Annotated in this window: 27 protein-coding genes; 19 read left to right on the top strand and 8 right to left on the bottom strand. The window is 64.4% G+C overall.

Annotated elements, in window-relative coordinates; all coding sequences use genetic code 11:
- Nucleotides 1–75: 75 nt before the first annotated feature.
- Nucleotides 76–921: an S-formylglutathione hydrolase gene (gene fghA / locus HAP41_RS15070; RefSeq protein WP_166100448.1), complete on the top strand. Its 846-nt coding sequence runs from the start codon at nt 76–78 to the stop codon at nt 919–921.
- 233 nt (nt 922–1,154) lie between these two features.
- On the opposite strand, the gene HAP41_RS15065 is transcribed toward fghA, so the two are convergent.
- Nucleotides 1,155–1,727, bottom strand: a complete 573-nt coding sequence (locus HAP41_RS15065) for a DUF3280 domain-containing protein (RefSeq protein ID WP_175618123.1) — start codon at nt 1,725–1,727, stop codon at nt 1,155–1,157.
- 59 nt (nt 1,728–1,786) lie between these two features.
- On the opposite strand from HAP41_RS15065, the gene HAP41_RS15060 reads away from it, so the two are divergent.
- The 6 genes from HAP41_RS15060 to HAP41_RS15035 all read left to right on the top strand — a co-directional run bounded on the left by HAP41_RS15060 (nt 1,787) and on the right by HAP41_RS15035 (nt 6,632).
- Nucleotides 1,787–2,968, top strand: a complete 1,182-nt coding sequence (locus HAP41_RS15060) for an ABC transporter substrate-binding protein (RefSeq protein ID WP_166100456.1) — start codon at nt 1,787–1,789, stop codon at nt 2,966–2,968.
- Between the two features lie 8 nt (nt 2,969–2,976).
- Nucleotides 2,977–3,945 carry a YVTN family beta-propeller repeat protein gene (locus HAP41_RS15055; protein ID WP_166100463.1) on the top strand — a complete coding sequence of 323 codons (969 nt, stop codon included), beginning with the start codon at nt 2,977–2,979 and terminating at the stop codon, nt 3,943–3,945.
- The gene (locus HAP41_RS15050) at nt 3,942–4,748 is read left to right on the top strand and encodes an ABC transporter ATP-binding protein (protein ID WP_166100466.1); all 807 of its coding nucleotides are present in this window, start codon (nt 3,942–3,944) and stop codon (nt 4,746–4,748) included. Before HAP41_RS15055 ends, HAP41_RS15050 begins: the two co-directional genes overlap by 4 nt.
- Nucleotides 4,745–5,590, top strand: coding sequence for an ABC transporter permease (locus HAP41_RS15045; protein ID WP_166100469.1), 846 nt, complete (start codon nt 4,745–4,747; stop codon nt 5,588–5,590). Before HAP41_RS15050 ends, HAP41_RS15045 begins: the two co-directional genes overlap by 4 nt.
- Nucleotides 5,590–6,198: a hypothetical protein gene (locus HAP41_RS15040; RefSeq protein WP_166100472.1), complete on the top strand. Its 609-nt coding sequence runs from the start codon at nt 5,590–5,592 to the stop codon at nt 6,196–6,198. Before HAP41_RS15045 ends, HAP41_RS15040 begins: the two co-directional genes overlap by 1 nt.
- A 134-nt stretch (nt 6,199–6,332) precedes the next feature.
- Nucleotides 6,333–6,632 (top strand): copper-binding protein, encoded by a 300-nt coding sequence (locus HAP41_RS15035; RefSeq protein ID WP_063981995.1) that lies wholly within the window; start codon nt 6,333–6,335, stop codon nt 6,630–6,632.
- A gap of 300 nt (nt 6,633–6,932) precedes the next feature.
- On the opposite strand, the gene HAP41_RS15030 is transcribed toward HAP41_RS15035, so the two are convergent.
- Together HAP41_RS15030 and HAP41_RS15025 are read right to left on the bottom strand one after the other, a co-directional pair.
- Nucleotides 6,933–7,490, bottom strand: a complete 558-nt coding sequence (locus HAP41_RS15030) for a PQQ-dependent catabolism-associated CXXCW motif protein (protein ID WP_166100475.1) — start codon at nt 7,488–7,490, stop codon at nt 6,933–6,935.
- A complete protein-coding gene (locus HAP41_RS15025) occupies nt 7,487–8,368 on the bottom strand; it encodes a substrate-binding domain-containing protein (protein WP_166100480.1) in 882 nt (293 codons plus the stop codon). Before HAP41_RS15025 ends, HAP41_RS15030 begins: the two co-directional genes overlap by 4 nt.
- 129 nt (nt 8,369–8,497) lie before the next feature.
- Between HAP41_RS15025 and HAP41_RS15020 the strand changes: the two genes are divergently transcribed.
- The gene (locus tag HAP41_RS15020; protein WP_166100483.1) at nt 8,498–9,424 is read left to right on the top strand and encodes a quinoprotein relay system zinc metallohydrolase 2; all 927 of its coding nucleotides are present in this window, start codon (nt 8,498–8,500) and stop codon (nt 9,422–9,424) included.
- A gap of 76 nt (nt 9,425–9,500) precedes the next feature.
- Nucleotides 9,501–10,319, top strand: coding sequence for a quinoprotein dehydrogenase-associated SoxYZ-like carrier (locus HAP41_RS15015; protein WP_071911687.1), 819 nt, complete (start codon nt 9,501–9,503; stop codon nt 10,317–10,319).
- 229 nt (nt 10,320–10,548) lie between these two features.
- On the opposite strand, the gene HAP41_RS15010 is transcribed toward HAP41_RS15015, so the two are convergent.
- Nucleotides 10,549–10,908, bottom strand: a complete 360-nt coding sequence (locus tag HAP41_RS15010) for a hypothetical protein (RefSeq protein WP_014493633.1) — start codon at nt 10,906–10,908, stop codon at nt 10,549–10,551.
- A gap of 135 nt (nt 10,909–11,043) precedes the next feature.
- On the opposite strand from HAP41_RS15010, the gene HAP41_RS15005 reads away from it, so the two are divergent.
- Genes HAP41_RS15005 through HAP41_RS14985 form a run of 5 tightly spaced genes read left to right on the top strand, consistent with a single transcriptional unit; the run spans nt 11,044 to nt 14,678 of the window.
- Nucleotides 11,044–11,991, top strand: coding sequence for an ABC transporter substrate-binding protein (locus HAP41_RS15005; RefSeq protein ID WP_166105996.1), 948 nt, complete (start codon nt 11,044–11,046; stop codon nt 11,989–11,991).
- A 1-nt stretch (nt 11,992) separates the two neighbouring features.
- Entirely contained in the window at nt 11,993–12,730 is a 738-nt protein-coding gene (locus HAP41_RS15000; protein ID WP_038957639.1) for an ABC transporter permease, read from the top strand.
- Nucleotides 12,720–13,460: an ABC transporter ATP-binding protein gene (locus tag HAP41_RS14995; RefSeq protein WP_063981989.1), complete on the top strand. Its 741-nt coding sequence runs from the start codon at nt 12,720–12,722 to the stop codon at nt 13,458–13,460. Before HAP41_RS15000 ends, HAP41_RS14995 begins: the two co-directional genes overlap by 11 nt.
- 46 nt (nt 13,461–13,506) lie before the next feature.
- Nucleotides 13,507–14,304, top strand: a complete 798-nt coding sequence (locus tag HAP41_RS14990; RefSeq protein ID WP_166100486.1) for a pentapeptide repeat-containing protein — start codon at nt 13,507–13,509, stop codon at nt 14,302–14,304.
- A 26-nt stretch (nt 14,305–14,330) separates the two neighbouring features.
- Entirely contained in the window at nt 14,331–14,678 is a 348-nt protein-coding gene (locus HAP41_RS14985; protein WP_175618124.1) for a hypothetical protein, read from the top strand.
- 10 nt (nt 14,679–14,688) lie between these two features.
- Here the strand turns inward: HAP41_RS14985 and HAP41_RS14980 are convergent, their stop codons facing one another.
- From HAP41_RS14980 to HAP41_RS14965, 4 genes are all read right to left on the bottom strand, one after another.
- A complete protein-coding gene (locus tag HAP41_RS14980; protein ID WP_014493627.1) occupies nt 14,689–14,898 on the bottom strand; it encodes a hypothetical protein in 210 nt (69 codons plus the stop codon).
- 124 nt (nt 14,899–15,022) lie between these two features.
- Nucleotides 15,023–15,925, bottom strand: a complete 903-nt coding sequence (locus tag HAP41_RS14975) for a DUF6662 family protein (RefSeq protein WP_166100489.1) — start codon at nt 15,923–15,925, stop codon at nt 15,023–15,025.
- Between the two features lie 24 nt (nt 15,926–15,949).
- Nucleotides 15,950–16,030: a pyrroloquinoline quinone precursor peptide PqqA gene (gene pqqA / locus HAP41_RS14970; protein ID WP_012029362.1), complete on the bottom strand. Its 81-nt coding sequence runs from the start codon at nt 16,028–16,030 to the stop codon at nt 15,950–15,952.
- A 171-nt stretch (nt 16,031–16,201) separates the two neighbouring features.
- Nucleotides 16,202–16,594, bottom strand: a complete 393-nt coding sequence (locus HAP41_RS14965; RefSeq protein ID WP_166100493.1) for a lanmodulin LanM — start codon at nt 16,592–16,594, stop codon at nt 16,202–16,204.
- A gap of 339 nt (nt 16,595–16,933) precedes the next feature.
- On the opposite strand from HAP41_RS14965, the gene HAP41_RS14960 reads away from it, so the two are divergent.
- From HAP41_RS14960 to HAP41_RS14940, 5 genes are all read left to right on the top strand, one after another.
- Nucleotides 16,934–18,598, top strand: coding sequence for a methanol/ethanol family PQQ-dependent dehydrogenase (locus tag HAP41_RS14960; RefSeq protein ID WP_071911673.1), 1,665 nt, complete (start codon nt 16,934–16,936; stop codon nt 18,596–18,598).
- 10 nt (nt 18,599–18,608) lie between these two features.
- Nucleotides 18,609–18,965: a c-type cytochrome gene (locus HAP41_RS14955; protein WP_063981983.1), complete on the top strand. Its 357-nt coding sequence runs from the start codon at nt 18,609–18,611 to the stop codon at nt 18,963–18,965.
- A complete protein-coding gene (locus HAP41_RS14950) occupies nt 18,962–19,891 on the top strand; it encodes a type 2 periplasmic-binding domain-containing protein (RefSeq protein ID WP_166100496.1) in 930 nt (309 codons plus the stop codon). The genes HAP41_RS14955 and HAP41_RS14950 overlap by 4 nt, the downstream gene beginning before the upstream one ends.
- A gap of 219 nt (nt 19,892–20,110) precedes the next feature.
- Complete coding sequence (locus tag HAP41_RS14945; protein ID WP_224580837.1) at nt 20,111–21,115, top strand: FUSC family protein; 1,005 nt, start codon at nt 20,111–20,113, stop codon at nt 21,113–21,115.
- Nucleotides 21,116–21,216: 101 nt separating this feature from the next.
- Nucleotides 21,217–22,218 (top strand): Bug family tripartite tricarboxylate transporter substrate binding protein, encoded by a 1,002-nt coding sequence (locus tag HAP41_RS14940; protein ID WP_166100499.1) that lies wholly within the window; start codon nt 21,217–21,219, stop codon nt 22,216–22,218.
- Nucleotides 22,219–22,352: the final 134 nt, after the last annotated feature.

Here is a 22,352-nt window from a genome sequence, read left to right as displayed (position 1 = left end):
CGCATACACCGCCACGAATTCGGTCACACAAGCGTTGCAATCTTGATGTGGTTAGAAGCCACGGAGCATAACGGCATGACGATCCAGACTGTCTCGACCAACACATCCTATGGCGGCGTGCAGGGCGTGTACCGCCATGCCAGCCAGGCGACCGGAACCGACATGGTGTTCTCGGTCTATGTTCCCCCACATGCCGCCGGCGCAAAGCTTCCCGTGGTCTGGTATCTCTCCGGCCTCACCTGCACCCATGCCAATGTCACCGAAAAGGGCGAATTCCGCAAAGCCTGCGCCGAGCTCGGCCTGATCTTCGTCGCGCCGGACACCAGTCCGCGCGGGCCCGACGTGCCGGGCGATGCCAACAATGCCTATGATTTCGGCCTCGGCGCCGGCTTCTATGTCGACGCGACGCAACAGCCGTTTGCGCGCAACTATCGCATGTGGAGCTATGTCACCGACGAGCTGCCAAAGCTCGTGGCGGAGAATTTTCCGGTCGACGCCAAGCGGCAATCGGTGATGGGCCATTCGATGGGCGGCCACGGCGCGCTGACGGTCGCGCTGCGCAATCCGCACCGCTATCGCGCCGCCAGCGCATTCGCGCCGATCGTGGCGCCTTCGCTCGTGCCCTGGGGCATCAAGGCGCTGACCGGCTATCTCGGACCGAACAAGGAGACCTGGCGCAACCACGACACCGTGGCGCTGATCGAGGACGGCGCGAAATATTCCGGCTTCCTCGTCGACGTCGGCGAGGCCGACAATTTCCTGAAAGAACAGCTCAGGCCCGAGCTGCTCGAGGCCGCCTGCACCAAGGCGGGCATCCCGCTGACGCTGCGGCGGCAGGCGGGATATGACCACAGCTATTATTTCATCTCGACCTTCATGGGCGATCATCTGCACTGGCATGCGGAAAGATTGAAGGGGTGATGACTTCTTCCTTCTCCCCTTGTGGGAGAAGGTGGCATAGGCGGCCCACGGCCGCCGTTCTTAAGAACGCCGAAGCAAAGCTTCGGCTATGGCGCCGGATGAGGGGTTCTATCCGCGCTTCAAGTGAAAGTTAGACTCGCGGAGAGAGACCCCTCACCCGTCTTCGCTTCGCGAAGCCACCCTCTCCCACAAGGGGCGATGGTGCAGCAGAGCTAGCGGGGAAAGGCGAAGATCTACTCCGGCTTCCCGTAATTCGGCGCCAGCAATCGATTGCGGATCAGGTAGCTCATCGTGCGCGACCACGATTCGTCCGTGTTGCCGCGCATGTCGGCGCTGGCGACGGTGATCATGTTGCCGGTCTTCACGTCGCGCAAATAGATATTGAGGTTGATGATCAGGTTCGAGACCTTCTGCACCATGCCGGTGATCTCGAGGTCGGCGCCGAGCTGCCCGGCAAGCTTGAGGTCGCAGCCGCCGCAGGCCTGCAGATTGGCGTGACGGGCGGCATCCCTGACCGGCGCGATGTCGAGCAGCTGGAACCTTCCTGACAGCACCAGTTCCTTGCGCAGCTGGTCGCTGATGCGCTCGAGCCGCGCCTCTTCCGGCCTGGAGCCGTAGAACTCGCCGGGAAGGCTGGTGTCGATCAGCTCGAAATCGAACACAGCGAGCTTGGGCGGATCGGCCAACGCGACCGAACCCGTCAACAGCAAAGCTGCGAAACATATCAGCGCTCGCATGATCGTGATTCCCGGCCTCGCGCGCGCGGGGACGAAATGCGGGGTTGCAAGCCGGGCCAAATCGGTCATGCTTTAGCAGAGACAATTCTCCACCGGCGGTCAAGCCAGGGAGAACATCTGGAGGAAACATGATCCGATGGTTGGTCGGCCTGATCGGCCTGGGTCTTGCCGCGACGAGCGCGCTCGCGGCCGACCCGGTCCAGATCGGTGTCGGCTATCTCGGCGTCGCCGGCACCAGATCGACGCTGTCGCTGGTCGAGCAGCCCGCGGAGAATGACGGCGTCGCTGGCGCGCGCCTCGCCATCGAGGACAACAACACCACGGGAAAATTCCTCAACCAGCGTTTCGCGCTGGAGGAGCGCCGCATCAAGGAAGGCGAAGATCCGGTCCAGGCTGCGGCTGCGCTCGCCGAGAAGAACGGCTTCATCATCGCCGACCTGCCGGCCGACGCGCTGTTGAAGGTCTCGGATGCCCTGCGCGAGCGCGGCACACTGCTGTTCAACGCCGGCGCGATCGACGAGCGCCTGCGCGAGGCCGATTGCCGCGCCAATGTCATCCACACCGCACCGACGCGCGCGATGCTGGCCGATGCGCTCGGCCAATACCTGGTGTGGAAGCAGTGGAAGCGCTGGGTGCTCGTGGTCGGCTCGCATGACGAGGACATGCTGTTTGCAGACGCGCTCCGGCGTACCGCCACACGCTTCGGCGCCAAGATCGTGCAAGAGAAGACCTTCGAGGACAAGGGCGGCGCGCGCCGCACCGATAGCGGTGTCACGCTGATCCAGCGCCAGATGCCGGTGTTCACGCAACAGTTGCCGGCCTATGACGTGCTGGTCGCCGCCGACGAGAGCGAAGTGTTCGGCGCCTATCTGCCCTATCGCACCTGGGATCCGCGCCCCGTCGCGGGCTCGGCCGGCCTCGTGCCGCGCAGCTGGGACGCATCGCAGGACCAGTGGGGCGCGATCCAGATGCAGAATCGCTTCATCAAGCTGAACTCGCGGCGCATGACTCCGCTCGACATGCAGGCCTGGACGGCCGTGCGCATGATCGGCGAGGCCACCTCGCGCACCAATTCCGGCGACGTCAAGAAGGTCACCGACTTCATCAAGGGGCCGGACTTCTCGGTTGCCGCGTTCAAGGGCACAAAACTGACCCTGCGCGACTGGAACCTGCAGCTGCGCCAGCCGATCCTGCTGGTCGACGGCCGGATGGTGGTGTCGGTATCGCCGCAGGAGGGATTTCTGCACCAGGTCTCCGAGCTCGACACACTCGGCTATGACCGCCCGGAGAGCAAATGCAAGCTGAAATGAGGACGCGAATGTTGCGCATGTGGCGTGTGGGGTTGCTGTCCGGACTGGCGCTTGCGGCCGCGCCCGCGCATGCGTTCATCGCCTATGTCTCGAACGAGAAGAGCAACACGGTCTCGGTGATCGACACCGACAGCTGGACCGTGACCAAGACCATCAAGGTCGGCCAGCGCCCGCGCGGCATTGACTTCACGCGCGACGGCAAGTTCGTGATGGTCGCGGTCGGCGACGACGACACCATCCAGATGATCGATGCGAAGACGCAAGCGATCGTGGACAGCCTGCCCTCCGGGCCCGACCCGGAATTGTTCGCGCAGGATGCCGCCGGAAAAATCCTCTATGTCGCCAACGAGAACGACAACACGGTGACCGTGATCGATCTGGAGAAGCGTGCGCGGCTCGGCGACATCCAGGTCGGCGTCGAGCCCGAGGGCATGACCATCAGCCCCGACGGCAAGACGCTGATCAACACGTCCGAGACGACTAACATGGCGCATTTCATCGACACCTCGTCGCGCCAGATCGTCGCCAACGTGCTGGTCGACGCGCGGCCGCGCTTTGCCGAATTCAAGCACGACGCGTCCGAAGTCTGGGTGTCCTCGGAGATCGGCGGCACGGTCTCGATCATCGATCCCAAAAAGCACGAGGTGACCGGCAAGGTCACGTTCGAGATTCCGGGATTGCGGAAAGAGGCGATCCAGCCGGTCGGCATCGGCATGACCAAAGACGACAAGACCGCCTTCGTCGCGCTCGGCCCGGCCAACCGCGTCGCCGTGGTCGACGTCGCCTCGCGCAAGGTGACGAAATACCTGCTGGTGGGACAGCGTGTCTGGCACATGGCGTTCACGCCGGACGAGAAATATCTGCTCACCACCAACGGCGTGTCGAACGACGTCTCGGTCATCGACGTCGCCGCGCAAAAGGTGATCAAGACCATTCAGGTGGGCGAACTGCCCTGGGGCATTACTATCTCGCCATGACCAGCCCTGCTCCCATCGCCGAACCGCAGGAGATGCCGAGGCTGGAAGCGGCCGCGGTGCCGGCGCTGTCGATCGACGGCGTCAGCCATTCCTATGGGCCGCGCCGGGCGTTGATGGACGTCTCCTTCAATGTGCAGCCTGCGAGCTTCACTGCGCTGCTCGGGCTCAACGGCGCGGGCAAGAGTACGCTGTTCTCGCTGATCACGCGCCTGTTCGGCATCCAGAGCGGCCGCGTCGGCATTTTCGGCCACGACATCAGCAAGAGCCCCGGCGAGGCGCTGCGGCTGCTCGGCGTCGTGTTCCAGCCGCGCACGCTCGATCTCGACCTGTCGCTGACGCAGAACCTGCTCTATCACGCCGCACTCCACGGCATCAGCCGGCGCGAGGCGGCCGCGCGCAGCGGCGAGCTGCTCGGCCGCATCGGCCTCTCGGAGCGTGCCGGCAGCAAGGTGCGCGATCTCTCGGGCGGCCAGATGCGGCGGCTGGAGATCGCACGCGCCCTGCTGCACCGGCCGCGGCTCTTGCTGCTGGACGAGCCGACCGTCGGCCTCGACGTCAAGGCGCGCGCCGACATCATCAGCCATGTCCGCCAGCTCGTCACCGAGCAAGGCATCGGCGTGCTCTGGGCCACGCATCTGTTCGACGAGATCATGGCCGGCGACGACCTCGTGGTGCTGCACCAGGGCAAGGTGCTGGCGCAGGGGCCGATGAGCCGCGTCATCACGGATGCCGGCGCACAGGACGTCAACACCGCCTTCATGCGCCTGACCGGTGCGCAGACGATGCCGGGGGGCGGCGCATGAGCAGCATCACGACGCGGGATACACCGCGCGGTTTCTCGGCCGCGGAATACATGACCTGCCTCACCGGCATCGTCTGGCGCGAGGGCCTGCGCTTCCTGCATCAGCGCGAGCGCTTCGTCTCGGCGCTGGTGCGCCCCCTGGTATGGCTGTTCATCTTCGCCGCCGGCTTCCGCCAAGTGCTCGGCATCTCGATCATCCCGCCTTACGAGACCTACATCCTCTACGAGGTCTATATCGCGCCCGGGCTTATGGCGATGATCCAGCTCTTCAACGGCATGCAGTCCTCGCTCTCGATGGTCTATGACCGCGAGATGGGCAATATGCGGACGCTGCTGGTGAGCCCGCTGCCACGCGGGTTCCTCCTGTTCTGCAAGCTGCTGGCGGGCACCGCGGTGTCGCTGCTCCAGGTCTATGCGTTCCTGCTGATCGCCTGGTTCTGGGACATCACCCCGCCGCCGTTGGGCTATCTCACCGTGCTGCCGGCGCTGATCCTGTCCGGACTGATGCTGGGCTCGCTCGGCATGCTGATCTCCTCGGGCATCAAGCAGCTTGAAAGCTTCGCCGGCGTAATGAACTTCGTAATCTTTCCGATGTTCTTCGCCTCCTCCGCGCTCTACCCGCTCTGGCGGGTGCAGGAGGGGAGCCCCTATCTCTACTATCTCTGCCAGGTGAACCCGTTCACCCATGCGGTCGAGCTGATACGTTTTGCATTCTACGGGCAAATCAACTGGATCTCGCTGGCGGTGGTGGCGGCCTGCACAATCGTCTTCATGATCGGCGCGATTCTGGCCTATGATCCCTCGCGTGGGCTGGCGCGACGGGGCCCTGCGGGAGGCGAATGATGAAGGTTCTGGCCATGGCCGCTTTTGCGCTCGCCGTTGCGAGCACGGCTGCGTGCGCCGCCGATCCACGCTATCCCAACTGGCCTTGCACGCAGGCCAAGGTGCCGGACATCTCGCTCGCCACCGTCTGGGCCGGTCCCGCACTCGACGACGCCGAGACCAAATGGAAGGACGACGCAAAGGTCACCGCGCTGGTCTCAAAACTGTCAGCGCGGAAGACGCCGATGGACGAGGCCGAGAAGTCGGTGAAGGAGTTTTTGGCCGGCTCCGCCGCTGACAAGACGGCGAACGCCAAGCTGTTGTTCGCCGGCTTGTTCGACACGCTCAACGCCCAGCGCTCGCAGGTCATGAACGGGCTCGAACGCGTCAGCCGCAAACAGCGCGAGGCGGCCGACAAGATCCGCGAGGAGTCGATCCAGCTCCAGGCGCTCCAGAGCGCGACACCACGCGACGACGCAAAGGTCGATGCGCTCAGCAACCAGTTGATCTGGGAAACCCGCATTTTCGAAGATCGCCACAAGGTGGTGCGGTTCGTCTGCGAGGTTCCGACCGCGATTGACCAGCGCCTGTTCGCTCTCGGACGCGTGATCCAGCAGGAAATGGAATAGCGTCAGCCTCGCTGACGACGACTTTCGGAAAGTTCCCGCGATATCAATCGTTACCCTTTGCCGCGCTATAAGCCGGAACCAAATCGCTCTAGGATGGCTTGTCGACGTGAACTCCAAGACGTCGGGAGGCCTCGATGGGAACAACAAAATTCATCTTCGCATGTGCTGCAGCCATCAGCACGCTTGCGTCCCCTGCTTTTGCTGACGACATGACCGGGATGGTCACCAGAATCGACCGGCTCAACAGCACGATCTCGATCCAGCAGACACAGAAGGGCACGGTCGGCGGCAGCGCAGGCGGCGCCGGCACGCTTCAGGAGTACAAGGCCAAGGACGCCGCGATGCTGGATGCCGTCCATGCCGGCGACAGGGTGACGTACTCCGCGACCGACAACAACGGCACGGGCACGCTGACCAAGCTGCAGAAGCAGTAGGCGGGATCTTTGCCTCTCCCCGCGTGCGGGGAGAGGCCGGAATGCGCGCATAGCGCGGATTCCGGGTGAGGGGGAGCCTCCGCGAGTCCGTCCGGTCAACATTCGCGACGCTCCATCCCACCGTCATTGCGAGCGTAGCGAAGCAATCCCTCCGCGGAAAGACGCTGGATTGCTTCGCTCTGCTCGCAATGACGACGAGGAAGCAGCGCGTATCTTCAACACCGCGCCCGCGGAGAGTCCCCCCTCACCCCAACCCTCTCCCCGCAAGCGGGGCGAGGGAGCGCACCTGCGCTCGCTCAGCTACTGCTCTGGCCGCGGCTGCGGCCGCGTCTCCTCGGTCGGAAGGTTTGCGCGCTCCCAGCCGTCGGTGCCGTCGGGGTACCAGGCGACGTTGGCGTAACCGTCGGCCAAGGCGCGCTTGGCGGCGTTCCAGGACATCCAGCAATCCGCTAGACAATAGATCACGAGCAGCGCAGCCTTGTCGCCGCGCGCGGCGCGGGCGAGGCCGCGCTGGAAATAATCGTCCATGGCGGGCGGCAGCACGCCGTAGCCGGTGTCCGGCAGCCAGGTGCTGCCCGGAATGTTTTTCCGCGGCATATCGCGCCAGACGGTGCCTTCGGGGAGGTTCTTCGGCTTCGGCGCGCGTGGCAGCACGTCGATGAACGCGCCGCTCTTCGCACGCCAGATTGCTTCGGCCTCCGCAGTCGTCAGCACGCGCGCGCCAGTGAGCGTCGCCGGCACCGGCGCGCGGTAATTGTCGGAGCGATACCCCTCGGGCTCGAACGGCTCCTGCTGCTGCGCCAACGCCGGCGCCACCAGAATGGCGGCAACCAGCGCAGCGGCAACGCGCCGCCTCATGGCGTCTTCTTGGCCGTCTCCGCGCCGAGCGGCTTATCGCTCTCGTCGAGCAGCGGTACGCCGAAGTCGAGCAGGATCTTGTTGATCTCGCCCTGGTTCTCCTGGATCAGCTTGTTGAGCTGCCGCTTCCAGTTCTGGTCGGCGGGGCGCACGCCCATGCCGATGCGATAGATCAGCTTTGGCCCCGAGGTTTCCTTCACCAGCGGCGTGACATGAAGCGAGCCAGCCTTCTTCGCATAATACCCGGCCATCGGACCCCACAGCACGCCTGCGTCGATCTTGCCGGCGACGAGGTCGTCGACCATCGCCTGCGCGGAGTTATCGAAGCGCGTGTCGATCATCAGGGGATAGGGTTTTGCATCGCCCATCAGGCCGGCGATCGCCATGTTGGTGGCCGGCGGCGTGCCGGCGACGATGCCGACATGCTTGCCTTTCAATTTCGGGTCTTCGAGCGTATCGACTTCCTCGAGCCCGCTGCCTGTTTTCGCGACCAGCGCGTATGACGTGCGATAATAGGGATTGGTGCCCTGCACGAGATCGTCGCCTTGCGGAAATCCCATGATGACGTCGCAGCGATGCGCGCCCAGCGTCGTCCGCACGAAGCCGGTGGCCTGCGGAAAGAAGACGTAGTCGAGCTTCTTCTGGAGCTTGTCTGCGAGCAGCTCGGCGAGCTTGTTCTCGAACCCCTCGCCCTTCTCGTTCGAGAACGGCAGATTGCGCGGGTCTGCACAGACGCGCAGCACTTTTGGATCGACCAGCTCGAACGAGAGGTCGCCGGTCTCGCTGGTTTGCGCAATGGCGACGTCGCCGAATGCGCAGGATGCCACCAGGACCCACAGTGAAAACAACCAGCGACGATGTCGCCCGGCCTCCGTCATCGCGCTTCCTCCTCGGTTTGTTTGAATGCTAGCCATGCAACGCATGACGCGCCATTCTTTGCCAAACTTTGTGTTGGCTTTGGTTTGTTGCAGTGCAGTGCGGCAAGCCATCTGAACTGAGGCGGAAAAGTGTCTCGCATCGCTTCCTTGATCGCAGCCCTGTCCCTGCTGGGGACAGCAACGCTAGCACGCGCCGGGGCAGCCGAATTGCCTGTGAGCGAAGTCGCACCGGGAATCTTCGTTCACTCCGGGACCACCGCCCTCATGACCCGCGAGAACGAAGGGGACATCGCCAATGTCGGCTTCATCGTCGGCCAAGACGCAGTGGCGGTGATCGACACCGGCGGCAGCCTGCGTGAGGGCGAGGCGCTGCTGGCGGCGGTGCGGGCTCGCACATCCAAGCCGATCCGCTACGTCATCAACACCCATGGCCATCCCGACCATGTCTTCGGCAATGCGGCCTTTGCCGCAGAGGGAACCAGCTTCGTCGGCCACAGCAAGCTGCCGCAGGCGCTGGCGACGCGCGGGCCGTATTATCTCGACAATTTTAGACGCATCATGGGTAGCGAACTGATCGATCCCGTGAAGATCGTGCCGCCCACCCTGCTCGTCTTTGATACCCTCACGCTCGATCTCGGGTCGCGCCGCCTCACCTTGCGGGCCTGGCCGGCGGCGCACAGCGACAACGATCTGACCGTGTTCGACGAGACCAGCAAGACGCTGTTCGCGGGCGATCTCGTCTTCCTCCGCCATATTCCGGTGATGGACGGCAGCATCCGCGGCTGGCTCGGCACGCTCGGGGAACTCGATAAAATTCCGGCGCAGCGCGTCGTGCCGGGTCACGGGCCTGTGAGCGACTGGCCTGCCGCGCTCGGCGACGAGCGGCGTTATCTCACGACGCTGCTGGCGGACGTCCGGGCGTCGAACAAGAAGGGCGAGCCGATCCGGACTGCCGCCGACAAGGCGGCCGCATCGGAACGGCCGCATTGGCAATTGTTCGACGACTACAATGCTCGCAACGCAACCGCAGCATTTTCGGAAATTGAATGGGAGTAGTGGACGCGCTACGCTGGACGGGGGATCGGCTGCGCCGCCCCAGAGAAAACTGCTTCGTCCGCACGGAACCACGACCATGACGGGATGCACACGCCGCCTGCCCCTGATCGCCGCATTGCTTGGCATCGCCTTCGCTGTGCCGGCGAGCGCCGAGGAGGCTTACGATCCCTGGCCGGGCCTGGTGCAGGACATCTTCAGCAACCGTCCGATCAACGACGGCAACGACGTCATCGGCATCGAGATGCCCTATCGCGCCGAGGACGCGGCGATCGTGCCGGTCACCCTGCGCAGCAAGCTGTCGCCTGCGGATAGCCGTCGCATCCGTTCGATCACCCTGGTGATCGACCGCAACCCCGCGCCAATGGCGGCGAAGTTCGAGCTCGGCGCAGATGCCAACGTCACCGAGATCTCCACGCGCGTGCGCGTCAACAACTATACCGACGTCCACGCAGTCGCCGAGCTCAGCGACGGCCAGCTCTACGTCGCCAAGACCTATGTGAAGGCCTCAGGCGGCTGCTCGGCGCCGGCAGGAAAGAACATCGAGGAAGCCAGGAACCGGCTCGGCCAGATGCGCTACCGGCAATTCGCGCGCGAGGAGGCACCAGCGAGCCGCGTCCGCGAGGCGCAGATCATGATCGGCCATCCCAACAATTCCGGGCTGCAAATGGATCAGGTCACGCAGCTCTACGTCCCCGCCTTCTTCGTCAACCAGCTGAAGCTGACGCAGGACGACAGCCCCGTGCTGTCGATGGAGGGCGGCATCTCGATCTCGGAAGATCCCAATCTGCGCTTCACGTATGTGTCCAACGGCGCCAAGCGCTTCCGTGCGGAGGCGAAGGACACGGACGGGCATGTGTTCCGCAATGAATGGGATGTGGAGAAGCCGGGGACGTGAGGCGCTGCCTTCCCTCCCCCTTCAAAGTCAAACGCGGTGCGGATGACTGTGCCCTCGCCCCTTGTGGGAGAGGGCAGCACCGCTGGTAGACAGAAATTCGCTTGGGTGAGGGATTTGTCTCCGCGAGCTACTCTCTTGCGATAGTATTCGCGGAGGCATACCCCTCATCCGGCGCTTCGCGCCACCTTCTCCCGCAAGGGGAGAAGGGATCGCACCGTCTATGCGGCAGCTAGAAACACCTCACCTCGGCTTCCGCCTGCGCGCGCCTGAGATCATTCACCGCCGAATTCGCCTGCTCGGACGTACGAAACTGGACGCCGAGATTGCCGCGCACCTGGGACATGCTCAGCGCCGTCTCGGCGGTGACGTAACGGTCATAGGACACGATCGAGGCCACCACGTCGATCGAGCAGGAGCATTGCTCGATGGACTGCCGGCTCTCGCCATTGGCCTTCATGCAGCCATAGACGTATTCGGCACGCGCCGAGGTCGGATAATCATTGGCTTCCTCGGCACGCGCGGCGTAGACGGTCGCAGCCCACACCGCCAATGCGGCGACAATCGGTCGTAGCTGTCCCGCCAGATTCATAAGCGTCCTCCCACTCGTTGCGACGAAAGCTATGCTATGCGTATTGTCATGAAAAGCACTCCCTTCGAGGAAACGGCTCACAAGGTGATGAGAGCACTTGGTTTGAGAGCGCCTGGACGAACATTGGCGCTCGCGATGACGCTGGCGCTGTCGCTGGCCGACCCCGGCCGCGCCGCGGATACGATCCGCCTTGCAGTGCAGAAGACTGGAACATTCTCCTGGGAGCTGGCCGCGATCCGCGCCGGCGGGCTCGACAAGGAAGCCGATCTGTCGCTCGACGTCGCCGAGCTCGCGAGCCCCGAGGCCGGCAAGATCGCGCTGCGCGCCGGGAGTGCCGACATCATCCTGTCGGACTGGCTGTGGGTGTCGCGCGAGCGCGTGCTCGGCGCCAAGCTCACCTTCTATCCCTATTCCAGCGCGCTCGGCGCGGTGATGGTGCCTGCCTCGTCGCCGCTCAAGACGCTCGCCGACCTCAAGGGCCGCAAGCTCGGCGTCGGCGGAGGCGCGATCGACAAGAGCTGGCTGCTGCTGCAGGCGCGGATGAAGCAGGACGGCATCGATCTGAAGTCCGATGCGAGCATCGTCTATGGCGCGCCGCCTTTGATCGCCGCCAAGGCGCTCGATGGCGAGATGGATGCGAGCCTCAACTTCTGGAATTTCTGTGCGCAGCTCGAGGCCAAGGGCTTTCGCCGCCTCGCCGGCATCGAGGAGATTTTGCCGAAGCTGGGGGCCAAAGGCGCGGTATCCGCGGTCGGTTATGTCTTCGACGAGAGCTGGGCCGCAAGCCATCGCGATGCGGTGGCGCGCTTCATTGCGATGACCCGCAAGGCCAAGCAGCTGCTGGTCACCTCGGACGCCGCCTGGGACAAGATCGCGCCGCTCACCGGCGCGAGCGATCCGGCCATCCTCAAGACCTACCGCGACCGCTATCGCGACGGCATTCCGCGCCGGAGCATCGTGGACGAGGAGGCGGATGCGCGCGTGCTCTATCGCGTGCTTGCCGAGATCGGCGGACGCGACCTGGTCGGACCGGCGGCCGAGCTCGATCCCGGCACCTTCTATCACGCAGTCCCCGGAGACTGAGGTGCTGCGTCTTCTCTCGTTTTCCCTGTTCCTCGCGACCTGGTGGATTGCGGCGCTGTTCGTCGGCGGCGCAAAGCTGCCCTCCCCGCCTGCCGTGCTCAACGTCATCATCGCGGAAGCATCGAGCGGCGCCCTGTTCCTGCATCTCGGCGCCACGCTGGCGCGCGTCGCGCTTGCCTTCGTGCTGGCGATGTCGCTCGGCAGTGCCATCGGCTATTTGATGGGACGGGTGAAGCTCGCCGACCGGCTCGGCGATCCCTGGCTGATCCTGCTCTTGAACCTGCCGGCGCTGGTCGTGATCGTGCTGGCCTACATCTGGGCCGGCCTGACCGAAGCGGCCGCGATCGCGGCAATCGCCATCAACAAGCTGCCGACCGCCATCGTCACCTTGCGCGAGGGCACCCGCGCGCTCGACCGTTCGCTGGACGAGATGGCCACCGTGTTCGCGATGCCGCGCTGGCGCGCGTTCCGCCATGTCGTGCTGCCGCAGCTTGCGCCCTATATCGCAGCCTCGGCCCGCTCCGGATTGTCGCTGGTGTGGAAGATCGTGCTGGTGGCCGAGCTGCTGGGACGGCCGAACGGCGTCGGCTTCGAGATCGGCGTCGCCTTCCAGCTGTTCGACACGCCGCGACTGCTGGCCTATTCGCTCACCTTCGCGGCCGTCGTGCTCGTCATCGAAACCTTGCTGGTGCAGCCGTTCGAAGCCCGCGCAACACGGTGGCGGCCCCGTGCGGCTTGAAGTCGATATCTCCGGAAAGACATTCAGGAGTGCCGCGGGCGAAACGCACGAGGTGCTGGCCCCGGTCAGCTTCGCGCTTCAATCCGGTGAGGTCGGCGTTTTGATCGGCCCCTCCGGCTGCGGCAAGAGCACGATGCTGCGCATCATCCTCGGGCTCGACCGCGATTTCCACGGGACCATCGCGCGTCCACCGGAAGCGCGGATCGGGATGGTGTTCCAGGAGCCGCGGCTGCTGCCGTGGCGCTCGGTCGAGCAGAATGTGCGGCTTGCAGCTCCTGATATCTCCGAGGCGAAGCTGTCGGAGCTGTTCAGGATCCTGGAGCTGGAAGCGCATCGCAGCCACTTTCCCGGCGAATTGTCCCTGGGTCTGGCCCGGCGCGTCGCGCTGGCCCGCGCCTTCGCGGTCGAGCCCGATCTGCTCGTGCTCGACGAGCCCCTCGCCTCGCTCGACGACGCGCTCGCCGGCCGCCTGCGCGACGAGATCGCGACGCTGGTCGCAAGCCGCCCCATGATGACCCTGCTCGTCACCCACAGCCTCGACGATGCGATCCGCCTCGGCGACCGCTTGTTCTTCCTGTCGCCGCAGCCGGCGCGAATTCTGGCAGAAGTGCCCATCAGCATCCCGCGTGGCGCACGCGGCGACGCAGAGATCGCCGCGATCAGGGCGGACCTCGTGGCGAGAATCCAAGGCGAACATGGCGGCGAACACGCCGGGCGTGATGCCTCATAGGCAGCCACGCAAAGCGCGTGCTAAACAGGGCCCGTAGCGGAGCCCGATGATGAAGCGAATGGTCGCCCTCATGACGCTTGGTCTCGCTCTGGTCGCGACCATGGCGAGCGCGCAGGACATGATGCGTGACGTCGACCTCACGTCACCCGCGATGGTCTCCGCGGAAATGAGCCGGCAGGAGGTCGAGGCCATCCTGGCCAAAGCCAGCGCCGGGGCGCCGGCCGATTTCACCGGCAAGCGGTTGTCGGGGCTCGATCTCTCGGGTCTCGACCTTTCCACGGCGATTCTCCGTGCGGCACGACTCAACAAGACGAAACTCGCCGGTGCCCGTCTTGATCAGGCGATCCTCGATCAGGCGTGGCTGCTGGACGCTGATCTCGCGGGCGCGAGCCTGAAGGGCGCCAATCTGTTCGCCTCGCAGATGGCGCGCGCGCGTCTGGACGGCGCGGACCTGACCGGTGCTCGCATCGCGGCCGACCTCACCGGCGCAAGCCTGATCGGCGCCTCGATTGCGGACGCGCATCTTGGCGCCGATATGCGCAACCAGTCGATGGGGCTGATGCGCGCCGTGCTTCGATCCGCCAATCTGGGAGGGTTGAACGCGCGCAATGCCGACCTGTCGCGCGTCGATCTCGAATTTGCCTCCCTCAAGGGAGCCGACCTGACCGGCGCGTCGCTCAAAAATGCTCAGCTCGGCGGCGCCGACCTGACCGGAGCCACCGTCACTGACGCCGATTTCGAGGGCGCTGATCTTGCCTCGGCGAAGCTGATCGCGCCGATCGGCCTTGACCGCGCCAGGAATTTCGACAAGGCAAAGAACCGCGAGCGCCTGATCAGGGAATAACAGGGCGCCTTTGGGAGGATCGGCTGATGCGTTGGTTTCTGGCTTTGATCGCGTTGTTGACGTTGGCCGGCGAAGCCGCCGCCCAAAGCAAGGGCAAGGGCATCCGGCTCTGGAATTTGACGACGGAGACGATCTCCGGCTTCCAGCTCTCGCGCGCCGGCAAGACCGAGTGGGGACCGAACCAGTGCCTGAACGACAAGGACAAGGAGGTCGACCACGACGAGCGGCTGCGCATCACCGGTGTCGAACCCGGCCGCTATGACGCCAGGGTCAGCTATCCCAATGCGCGGCAGTGCATCGTCCGCGACATCGAGATCAAGGCGGACGCGGTGTTCTCGATCGCCGACAAAGACCTGAAGGACTGCACGAAATAACGAAGGCGGCTTACGCCTTGTCGTTCGGGTGCGGATATTCGCAGCGCCACCGCACCGCCTGCCACTTCGGATGGTCGCCGACCCATTGCGCGATATAGGGCGGCGCAGCCATCACACATTGCCTCGGCGACCCCGCAAAGTTGAACACCAGATGCTGCTCCTCGCAGGTCGCAGGCGAGAGCACCGCGCACACAGTCACCACCAGGTCAATCGGGTTCATGCCGGGATCCTGTCGCAAGGGGACAATGGAGATTAGCACGAAAGATTACGTTCCGAGGAGCGGGAAGTTTCAAACGAACGGGATGTTCCCTCTCCCAGCGCGCGGGCAGAGGCGGAACAAACACCTAGAAGTTTACCCCGAACACCAATCGCGCCTGATGACGCTCGAAATTGACGAGGTCGAGATTGCCGCCTGATCCGGCCGGGCGGCCCCAGGCCTGCATGCTCCAGCTCAGGGTGAGCCGCGACTTCTCCGATAGCTGGAAATAGGCGGTCGGACCGACAAACAGCGCCTGCCCCGAGAGCTCACCGAGGCCGATGCCCTCATACTGGCGGAAGTAGCGCATCTCCCCACCGAGCAGAAAATTGGGGCGCACGCGCACCAAGCCGCCAAACGCCGCCCCGATCGTCGAACTCTTCTCGGACAGACCTGCCACCTCGAAGCGCGCCCATTCCGGCTGATAGATCAGGTTGAGCGCGCCGATGACGAAGTTCGGGACCAGCTCGCGGTCGAAAGCGAGCGTGAATTCGGAGCCGTACATCCGTCCCTTCGCGCCGCTGGTCTCGTCGATGCGATCGCCATGGAGTTCGGCGGCGACAGTCAATCCGAATGGCGCGCGCCCGCGGTCGAGCAGGCGGTAACGCAGGTCGAGCGAGGCGCCCTGGAAATTGAACTGGCGGCGGTCGTCGATATCAGGGACGCCGGTGATGTCATGCAGCGTGGCGGTGCCGCCGACCTCGATACGGAAGTTCGGCAGCGGCACGACTTCGATCTCAACCTCCTGCTGGAGGGCGCGATAGGTGCCGCCCTTGCCGAAGCGTCCCGTGGTCTGAGTCTGGAATTCGCGCTCGCCGGGATTGCCGACGTCGGTGCCGATCATGAAGCCGAAGATGTGCTCGGTATCGAAGCTCTCTTCGGCACTGACACACGCCGGTGCAAGCGCAACACCGAACGCAATTGCCGTCCAGATCGTGTGGGCTCCAAGGCGCATTGCGAACACTACCACGGCTTCGACGGCGTTCGCCATCGAAGCCGCGGCAGGTCGTCAGTCTTACTTGCGCGCAGCGCAGGCGTACATGTTGATTTCCATGCCGACCGGCACTTCCACGATCTTCGGAGCTTTCCAAGCCATTCGGGTCTCCCAAGGGTATTGAGCGCGACATCGCGCGGGGCAAAACCTAGGGCTGCGTCAGGTGCAGCGCAAGCCTGGAATCGAAGCGCAAACACAGCGAACTGTCGCATTATGCTCGCGAATTTCCCTCTCGGGCAAATCGCCTTCGCTCCCAGTCAAGCGCCGCGTCTCTCACCGCAACAGGCGCAGCAGCGCGCGGCCGGCGCGCGAGTTCAGCTCCTTCGCATCCAGCGTTCCGTCATTGTCGGGATTCGCTGCGTTGAAGCGCTGCTCCACCACCGCGAGATATTCGTCGAGCGTGAGAGTCCCGTCGCGATCGGGATCGGCGGCGGCGAGTTCTTTCGCCGTTAACCGTCCGCGCAATTCGCGCGCGTCCAGCGTGCCGTCGTGATCGGGATCGAGCTTTGCGAACAGCGCGGCGGCCGCCTTCTTCACCTCGGCGAGATCGAGCGTGCCGTCATTGTCGGTGTCGAACATCTTTACGGCATTGCCGGAAGCAGCCCAAGCTGGACCGGACAGCACTGCAATCGTGAGCGCAAGCGCAACTGAGCGACGTGAAATCATCAAACCCTCCTGACCAGCCCCCTGATTCGTAGGGGATCGAAACGACATAAGTCTACAAGCGAGCCCCGGTTCAAGTCCGGAATTGCAACCTGCGCACCGCACAACTCGCGGAACCCGACGGCCCGGGCAGAGCGGCCGAAGCCGTCTCCGCTTCATGCCACGGAATTTTTTCAGCGTCTGCGCACAAGTGAAAGTCGGTTGTCAGGTTTCTGTCAGGTGACCGGCATCTGGCATCCAACATATCGGCAACGCACTTGCGACTTTCGTATTGACGTGTTTTGCGTTCGGGCGGAGTGTTGCTCCTGCAGCGTCAAAAGGCGCGCATATTGGGAGGAACGGATGAAACGCTTTGCGATGGCCGCGAGCCTCGTCATGCTTGCATCGACTTGTGCGAGCGCACAGACCACCGAGCAACTGGTCAAGGGCGCGACCGATACATCGAACGTTCTTAACTACGGGATGGGCTACAATCTCCAGCGCTTCTCGACGCTAAACCAGGTCAACAAGGACACCGTCAAGAATCTTGTCCCGGTCTGGAACTACAGTTTCAACGACGATCGCAGCGAGGAATCGCAGCCGCTGGTGTACCAGGGCGTGATCTACGTGACCTCGCACAACGCCACCATGGCGGTCGACGCCAAGACCGGCAAGCAGATCTGGAAATCCAAGGTCGAGTATCCCGCCGAGACGCCGCGCATCGTCTGCTGCGGCATCATCAATCGCGGCGCCGCGCTCTATGACGGCAAGGTCTTCCGCACCACGCTCGACGCCAACGTGATCGCGCTCGATGCCAAGGACGGCAAGGAGCTGTGGCGGCAGAAGGCCGCCGACATCAAGGAAGGCTATTCGATGACGGTGGCGCCGCTGGTCGCCGACGGTGTCGTCATCACCGGCATCTCCGGCGCCGAATTCGGCACCCGCGGCTTCATCGACGGCTGGGATCCGGCGACGGGCAAGCATCTCTGGCGTACCCATTCGATCCCCTCGCCCGACGAGCCCGGTGGCGACACCTGGAAGGGCGACACCTGGAAGCTCGGCGGCGGCTCGACCTGGATCACCGGCTCCTACGATCCCGAGCTCAACACGGTCTATTGGGGCATCGGCAATCCCGGACCGTTCAACTCGGCGGTGCGTCCCGGCGACAACCTCTACACCTGCTCCGTGCTGGCGATGGATCCCAAGACCGGCAAGATCAAGTGGCACTACCAGTTCTCGCCGAACAATCCGTTCGACTATGACTCGGTGGCCGAGATGGTCCTCGCCGACATGAATATCGAGGGTAAGCCGACCAAGGTGCTGATGGACGCCAACCGCAACGGCTTCTTCTATGTGCTCGACCGCACCAACGGAAAGCTGCTCGCGGCCAATCCTTACGTGAAGGTGAACTGGGCGACCGGCATCGACATGAAGACCGGCAAGCCGATCGAGACCGACGTCTCGAAGGACGCGCGCGACGGTAAGAAGGTCACCGTCTATCCGTCGATCCTCGGCGGCAAGAACTGGGAGCCGATGTCGTTCAATCCGCAGACCGGCCTCGCCTATGCCAACACGCTCGCCTTCGGCGGCAGGTACAAGACCGAGCCCGTCACCTTCAAGCAGGGCGAATGGTATCTCGGCATGGACCTCACCGACCTCTGGGAGTGGGGCGACGGCCCGCGCGGCCATCTGAAGGCGATCGATCCCATGACCGGCAAGGCCAAGTGGGAAGCACCAAGCGACATCCCGCGCTTCTCGGGCGTGCTGTCGACCGCAGGCGGTGTCGTGTTCTCGGGCGCACTGACCGGCGAGTTCGAGGCCTTCGACGCCGACACCGGCAAGAAGCTCTGGCAGTTCCAGACCGGTTCCGGCATCGAGGGACAACCGGTGACCTGGCAGCAGGATGGCGTGCAGTACGTTGCCGTCACCTCCGGCTATGGCGGCGTCTACTCGCTGTTCTCCGGCGACGAGCGGCTTGCCAAGGTGCCGCCCGGCGGCTCGCTGTGGGTTTTTGCGGTCAAGCAATAACCACGGCCCGATGCTGAAGGACATATCTCACAAGACGGTGGCGACGATCGCCACCGTCGCGGTGCTGACGGTCGCGCTTGCGGCGACCGTTCGTGCCGCGGACGATGCAACCGGCAATCCCGTGCAGGCACAGATCGACTATGGCAAGTCGACCTATACTTCGAAATGCTCGCACTGCCACGGCCCCAACATGATGAATTCCGGCACCATCACGCCGGACCTGCGCGCCTTTCCCGACGACAAGACGCGCTTCGTCACGACGGTGAAGAACGGCAAGAACAACAAGATGCCGCCCTGGGCCGACATTTTGAGCGACGACGAGATCGGCAATCTCTGGGCCTTCGTCTCGAGCAGGAGAAAGCCATGAGACCCTGGCTCGCCGCATGGAGCGTTGCCGCGATCCTCGCGGTGGCGACCACCGCCGCGCGCGCGGCCGAGGAGCCGCCGAAGGTCTGTCTCGACGAGGACCGGCCTCCACTCTCGGTACATCACAAGGGCAAACCGGATTCAGGCTTCGACGTGCTGCTGGCGCAGGCGATCGCGGACCGGATCGGCCGGCCGCTGAAAATCCAGTGGTTCGAGAGCAAGCTGGACGAGGATTCGAGCCCGCAGCTCGAGGCCAACGCTTTGCTCTCCGACGGGCGCTGCTCGCTGGTTGGCGGCTATGCGCTGACGACGGATTCCCTCGTCAAGCCCGGCATGAAGACGGCACGCTTGCCGGACTTCGCCGGGGCCACGCGCGACGACCGGCGCCGCCGCGTCGCGCTCGGCGTGCTTGTGCCCAGCCAGCCTTACGTCTATTCGCCGATGACGGTGGTACTCGGGCCGAAAGCGCAGGGCCGCAAGATCGGCGATATCGGCGATCTCGGCGGCCTTCGCCTTGCGATCGAGAGCGGCTCGCTGGGCGATGCCATCCTGATGACCTTCGACAAGGGCCGCCTGATCGACAGCATCACCCATCTCGTCCCCGGCCGCGACGATCTCCTCGGCGCGCTCCAGCGCGGCGACCATGACGCGACGCTGATCGACCTCGGCCGTTTCGACGCCCACCGCGCCGCGCATCCCGAGACGACGATCACCGCGTCGGGCTATTATTATCCGATCGGCGCCAATCGCGGCTATGTCGGGCTCGCCAGCGATGGCGCACTGATCGACGCGGTCAACAAGGCGCTGACCAGCCTTGCCGCCGAGGGCAAGATCGCCGAATTCGGCAAGCAGGCCGGCCTCACCTATCTGCCACCGCGCGAGCCTGCGATCCTCGGCGATGTCTGGACGAAGATCATTCAACGGTGAGGTAGCCACACGTGCCGTCACATCACCGGTGTCATGCCCCGCGAAGGCGGGGCATCCAGTACGCCGCGGCCTCTCGATTCAATCGCAAGCGCCTCTGGAATACTGGATCGCCCGGTCCAGCCGGGCGATGACAGCGAGGGTGTGGTGCGACCGTCGCTCCACACGCCAAAGTGCCGACCACATTTCCGTGGTATGCATAGTGTTTCGTTCGCCCCTTTGGTGCCCCGTGAATCCCCCACGACACGCTCCGCCACCAACCTGCGCGATCTCCTCTCCCGCGAAGTCAAGACCAGCGAGCTCCTGCGCGCGCTGATCGTCGTCGGCCCGATGGTCGCCGCCTATTTCATCTCGCGCGAGACGGCGCTGCTGAACCTGGGGCTGGTCGCGGTCTCGCTGCTCATTCCGGCGCTGAGGCAGCACTTTCCGCCAAAAGTCGTCGCGTGGCACTATCTCGCCATCCTCGTCACCTTTGCCGCGCTTTTCCTTGCAGCTCCGGTCAAGCCGCTATTCGTGGTGCTGACGGCGCTCGCCGGCTTCCTTGCGGTAGCGGGGACGCGCTACGGCGAACATTTTCGCACGCTCGGCAATTGGGTGTTCATCCCCGCCGTCTATCTCGCCTGCGAGGTGCGGGAGGGTGTGAGCGCCGAGGAAGCGATACGTCATGCCGGCGTGATCATCGCCTCCTCTCCGATCGCGCTGGCGCTCGTCTGCGCTATCCAGATTTACGACCAGCGGCTGCGCGGCAATGCCGCGACCTCGTTCGGACCGCCCGCGGCCGACTGGTTTCTGCCCGCAGCGGCAACCGCCATGGCGGTCTTTGCCGCAGCCGCCCTGGTCGAGATCTTCAACCTCGCGCAGGGGCAATGGGTGATGTGGTCGGCCGCAAGCGTCGTGGTCGGCGACCTCACAGCGTCCACCGGCAAGCTGAAGCAGCGGGCGATCGGCGCCTTCGTCGGCGCGCCGCTCGGCTTTCTCGCGGGCCTTGCCCTGCCGCAAAGCCGCGTCGGCTACGCCATCGCGATTCTCGCGGCCACCCTCACCCTGATCTCGTTCTCCCGCTACATCGTCGGCTTCGGCCTGCGCTGCTTCTTCATTGCGCTCGCCGCATCCTTTGCCGGCGGCATCGCCGAGGAGCGCATCGTCAACGTGCTGATCGGCGGTACGTTCGGCCTGATTGCGGTGGCCCTGACCGAGATCGTCTGGAAGACCCGATCGCCCGGATGACGCACAAAATGGGCACCGCGCGGCCTTGTCGAATGCGCCAATCTGTCTCGCCTACCACGCCAGCCTGATGCAGTAGGGTCGGCAAAAATCAGGAGGGAATCATGCCCGCAAAATTCGATCGCCGCCACTTCATCGCCGCCGGTACCAGTGCACTCGCGATGCCCTTCGTCGCGCGCGGCGCCTCGGCGCAAGGCGCATCGCAAGGCAATTGGCCGTCGCGGCAGATCCGCATGATTTGCAGCTATCCCGCCGGCGGACAGACCGATTTGCTCGCGCGCGCCTATGGCGAATTCATCTCCAAGCAGGTCGGCAAGACCGTCGTGGTCGAGAACAAGCCCGGCGCCTCCGGCGCGATCGGCACGGCAGAAGTCGCCCGCGCCGAGCCCGACGGCCACACCATCCTGTGCTCGATCTCGACCACCTACATCATGAACCGGGTCGTGATGAAGAATCCCGGCTACGACATGGACAAGGATCTGACGCTGGTCAGCGTCATTCCGGGCGCCGGCCTGTTGCTGGTCGCGAACCCCAAGACCGGGGTCAAGACGCTGGAGGATTTCGTCGCCTTCGCGCGCAAGAGCGGCAAGGTCAACTTCGGCACCTATAGCGCGGGCTCGGCCCCGCACATGACGATCAACGAGCTCAACAAGCAGTACGGCCTCAACATCGAGCCGGTCCATTACCGCGGCGAAGCGCCGATGTGGACGGGCATGCTGGAAGGCACGCTCGATGCCGCAATGGGCAGCTACACGGCGGCGCAGTCCGTCCTGCAAAGCGACCGTGGCACCGTGTTCGCCGTGCATTCGAAGAAGGTCGACGCGATCCCCGCCATCAAGACCCTCCCGGAGCAGGGCGCAACGTCGAAATTCTTCACCGTGAGCGGCTTCTCCGGCTGGGCCGTGCCGAAGGCGACGCCGCAGCCGGTGGTCGACCGCCTGGCGGCGCTCTGCGTCGCCGCCAACAGCGATCCGAAGGTGAAGGAGGTTCTCGCGACCTTCGTGCTCGGGCCGGCCATCGGCTTCAAGGAGACCAATGCCCTGTATCAGCACGAGTTGCCGATCTGGATCGAGAGCGCGCGGTCGCTCGGCCTCGAGCCGGCCTGAACCTTGCGCGGCGCACGGGGCTGTCCCATCGGAGCCGGGCATCCGACCAAAGCCTAGTGTCGGAAGCGCATTTTCCCGCTATGATTGTGCGCCGGTGCCGCCCCCCTCACCGGCGGACAAGAAAGGCCGATCGC

The organism is Bradyrhizobium barranii subsp. apii (assembly GCF_011516635.5).
GTDB classification, from domain to species: Bacteria; Pseudomonadota; Alphaproteobacteria; order Rhizobiales; family Xanthobacteraceae; genus Bradyrhizobium; species Bradyrhizobium barranii.
This window is presented reverse-complemented; position numbering and strand designations above follow the sequence as displayed.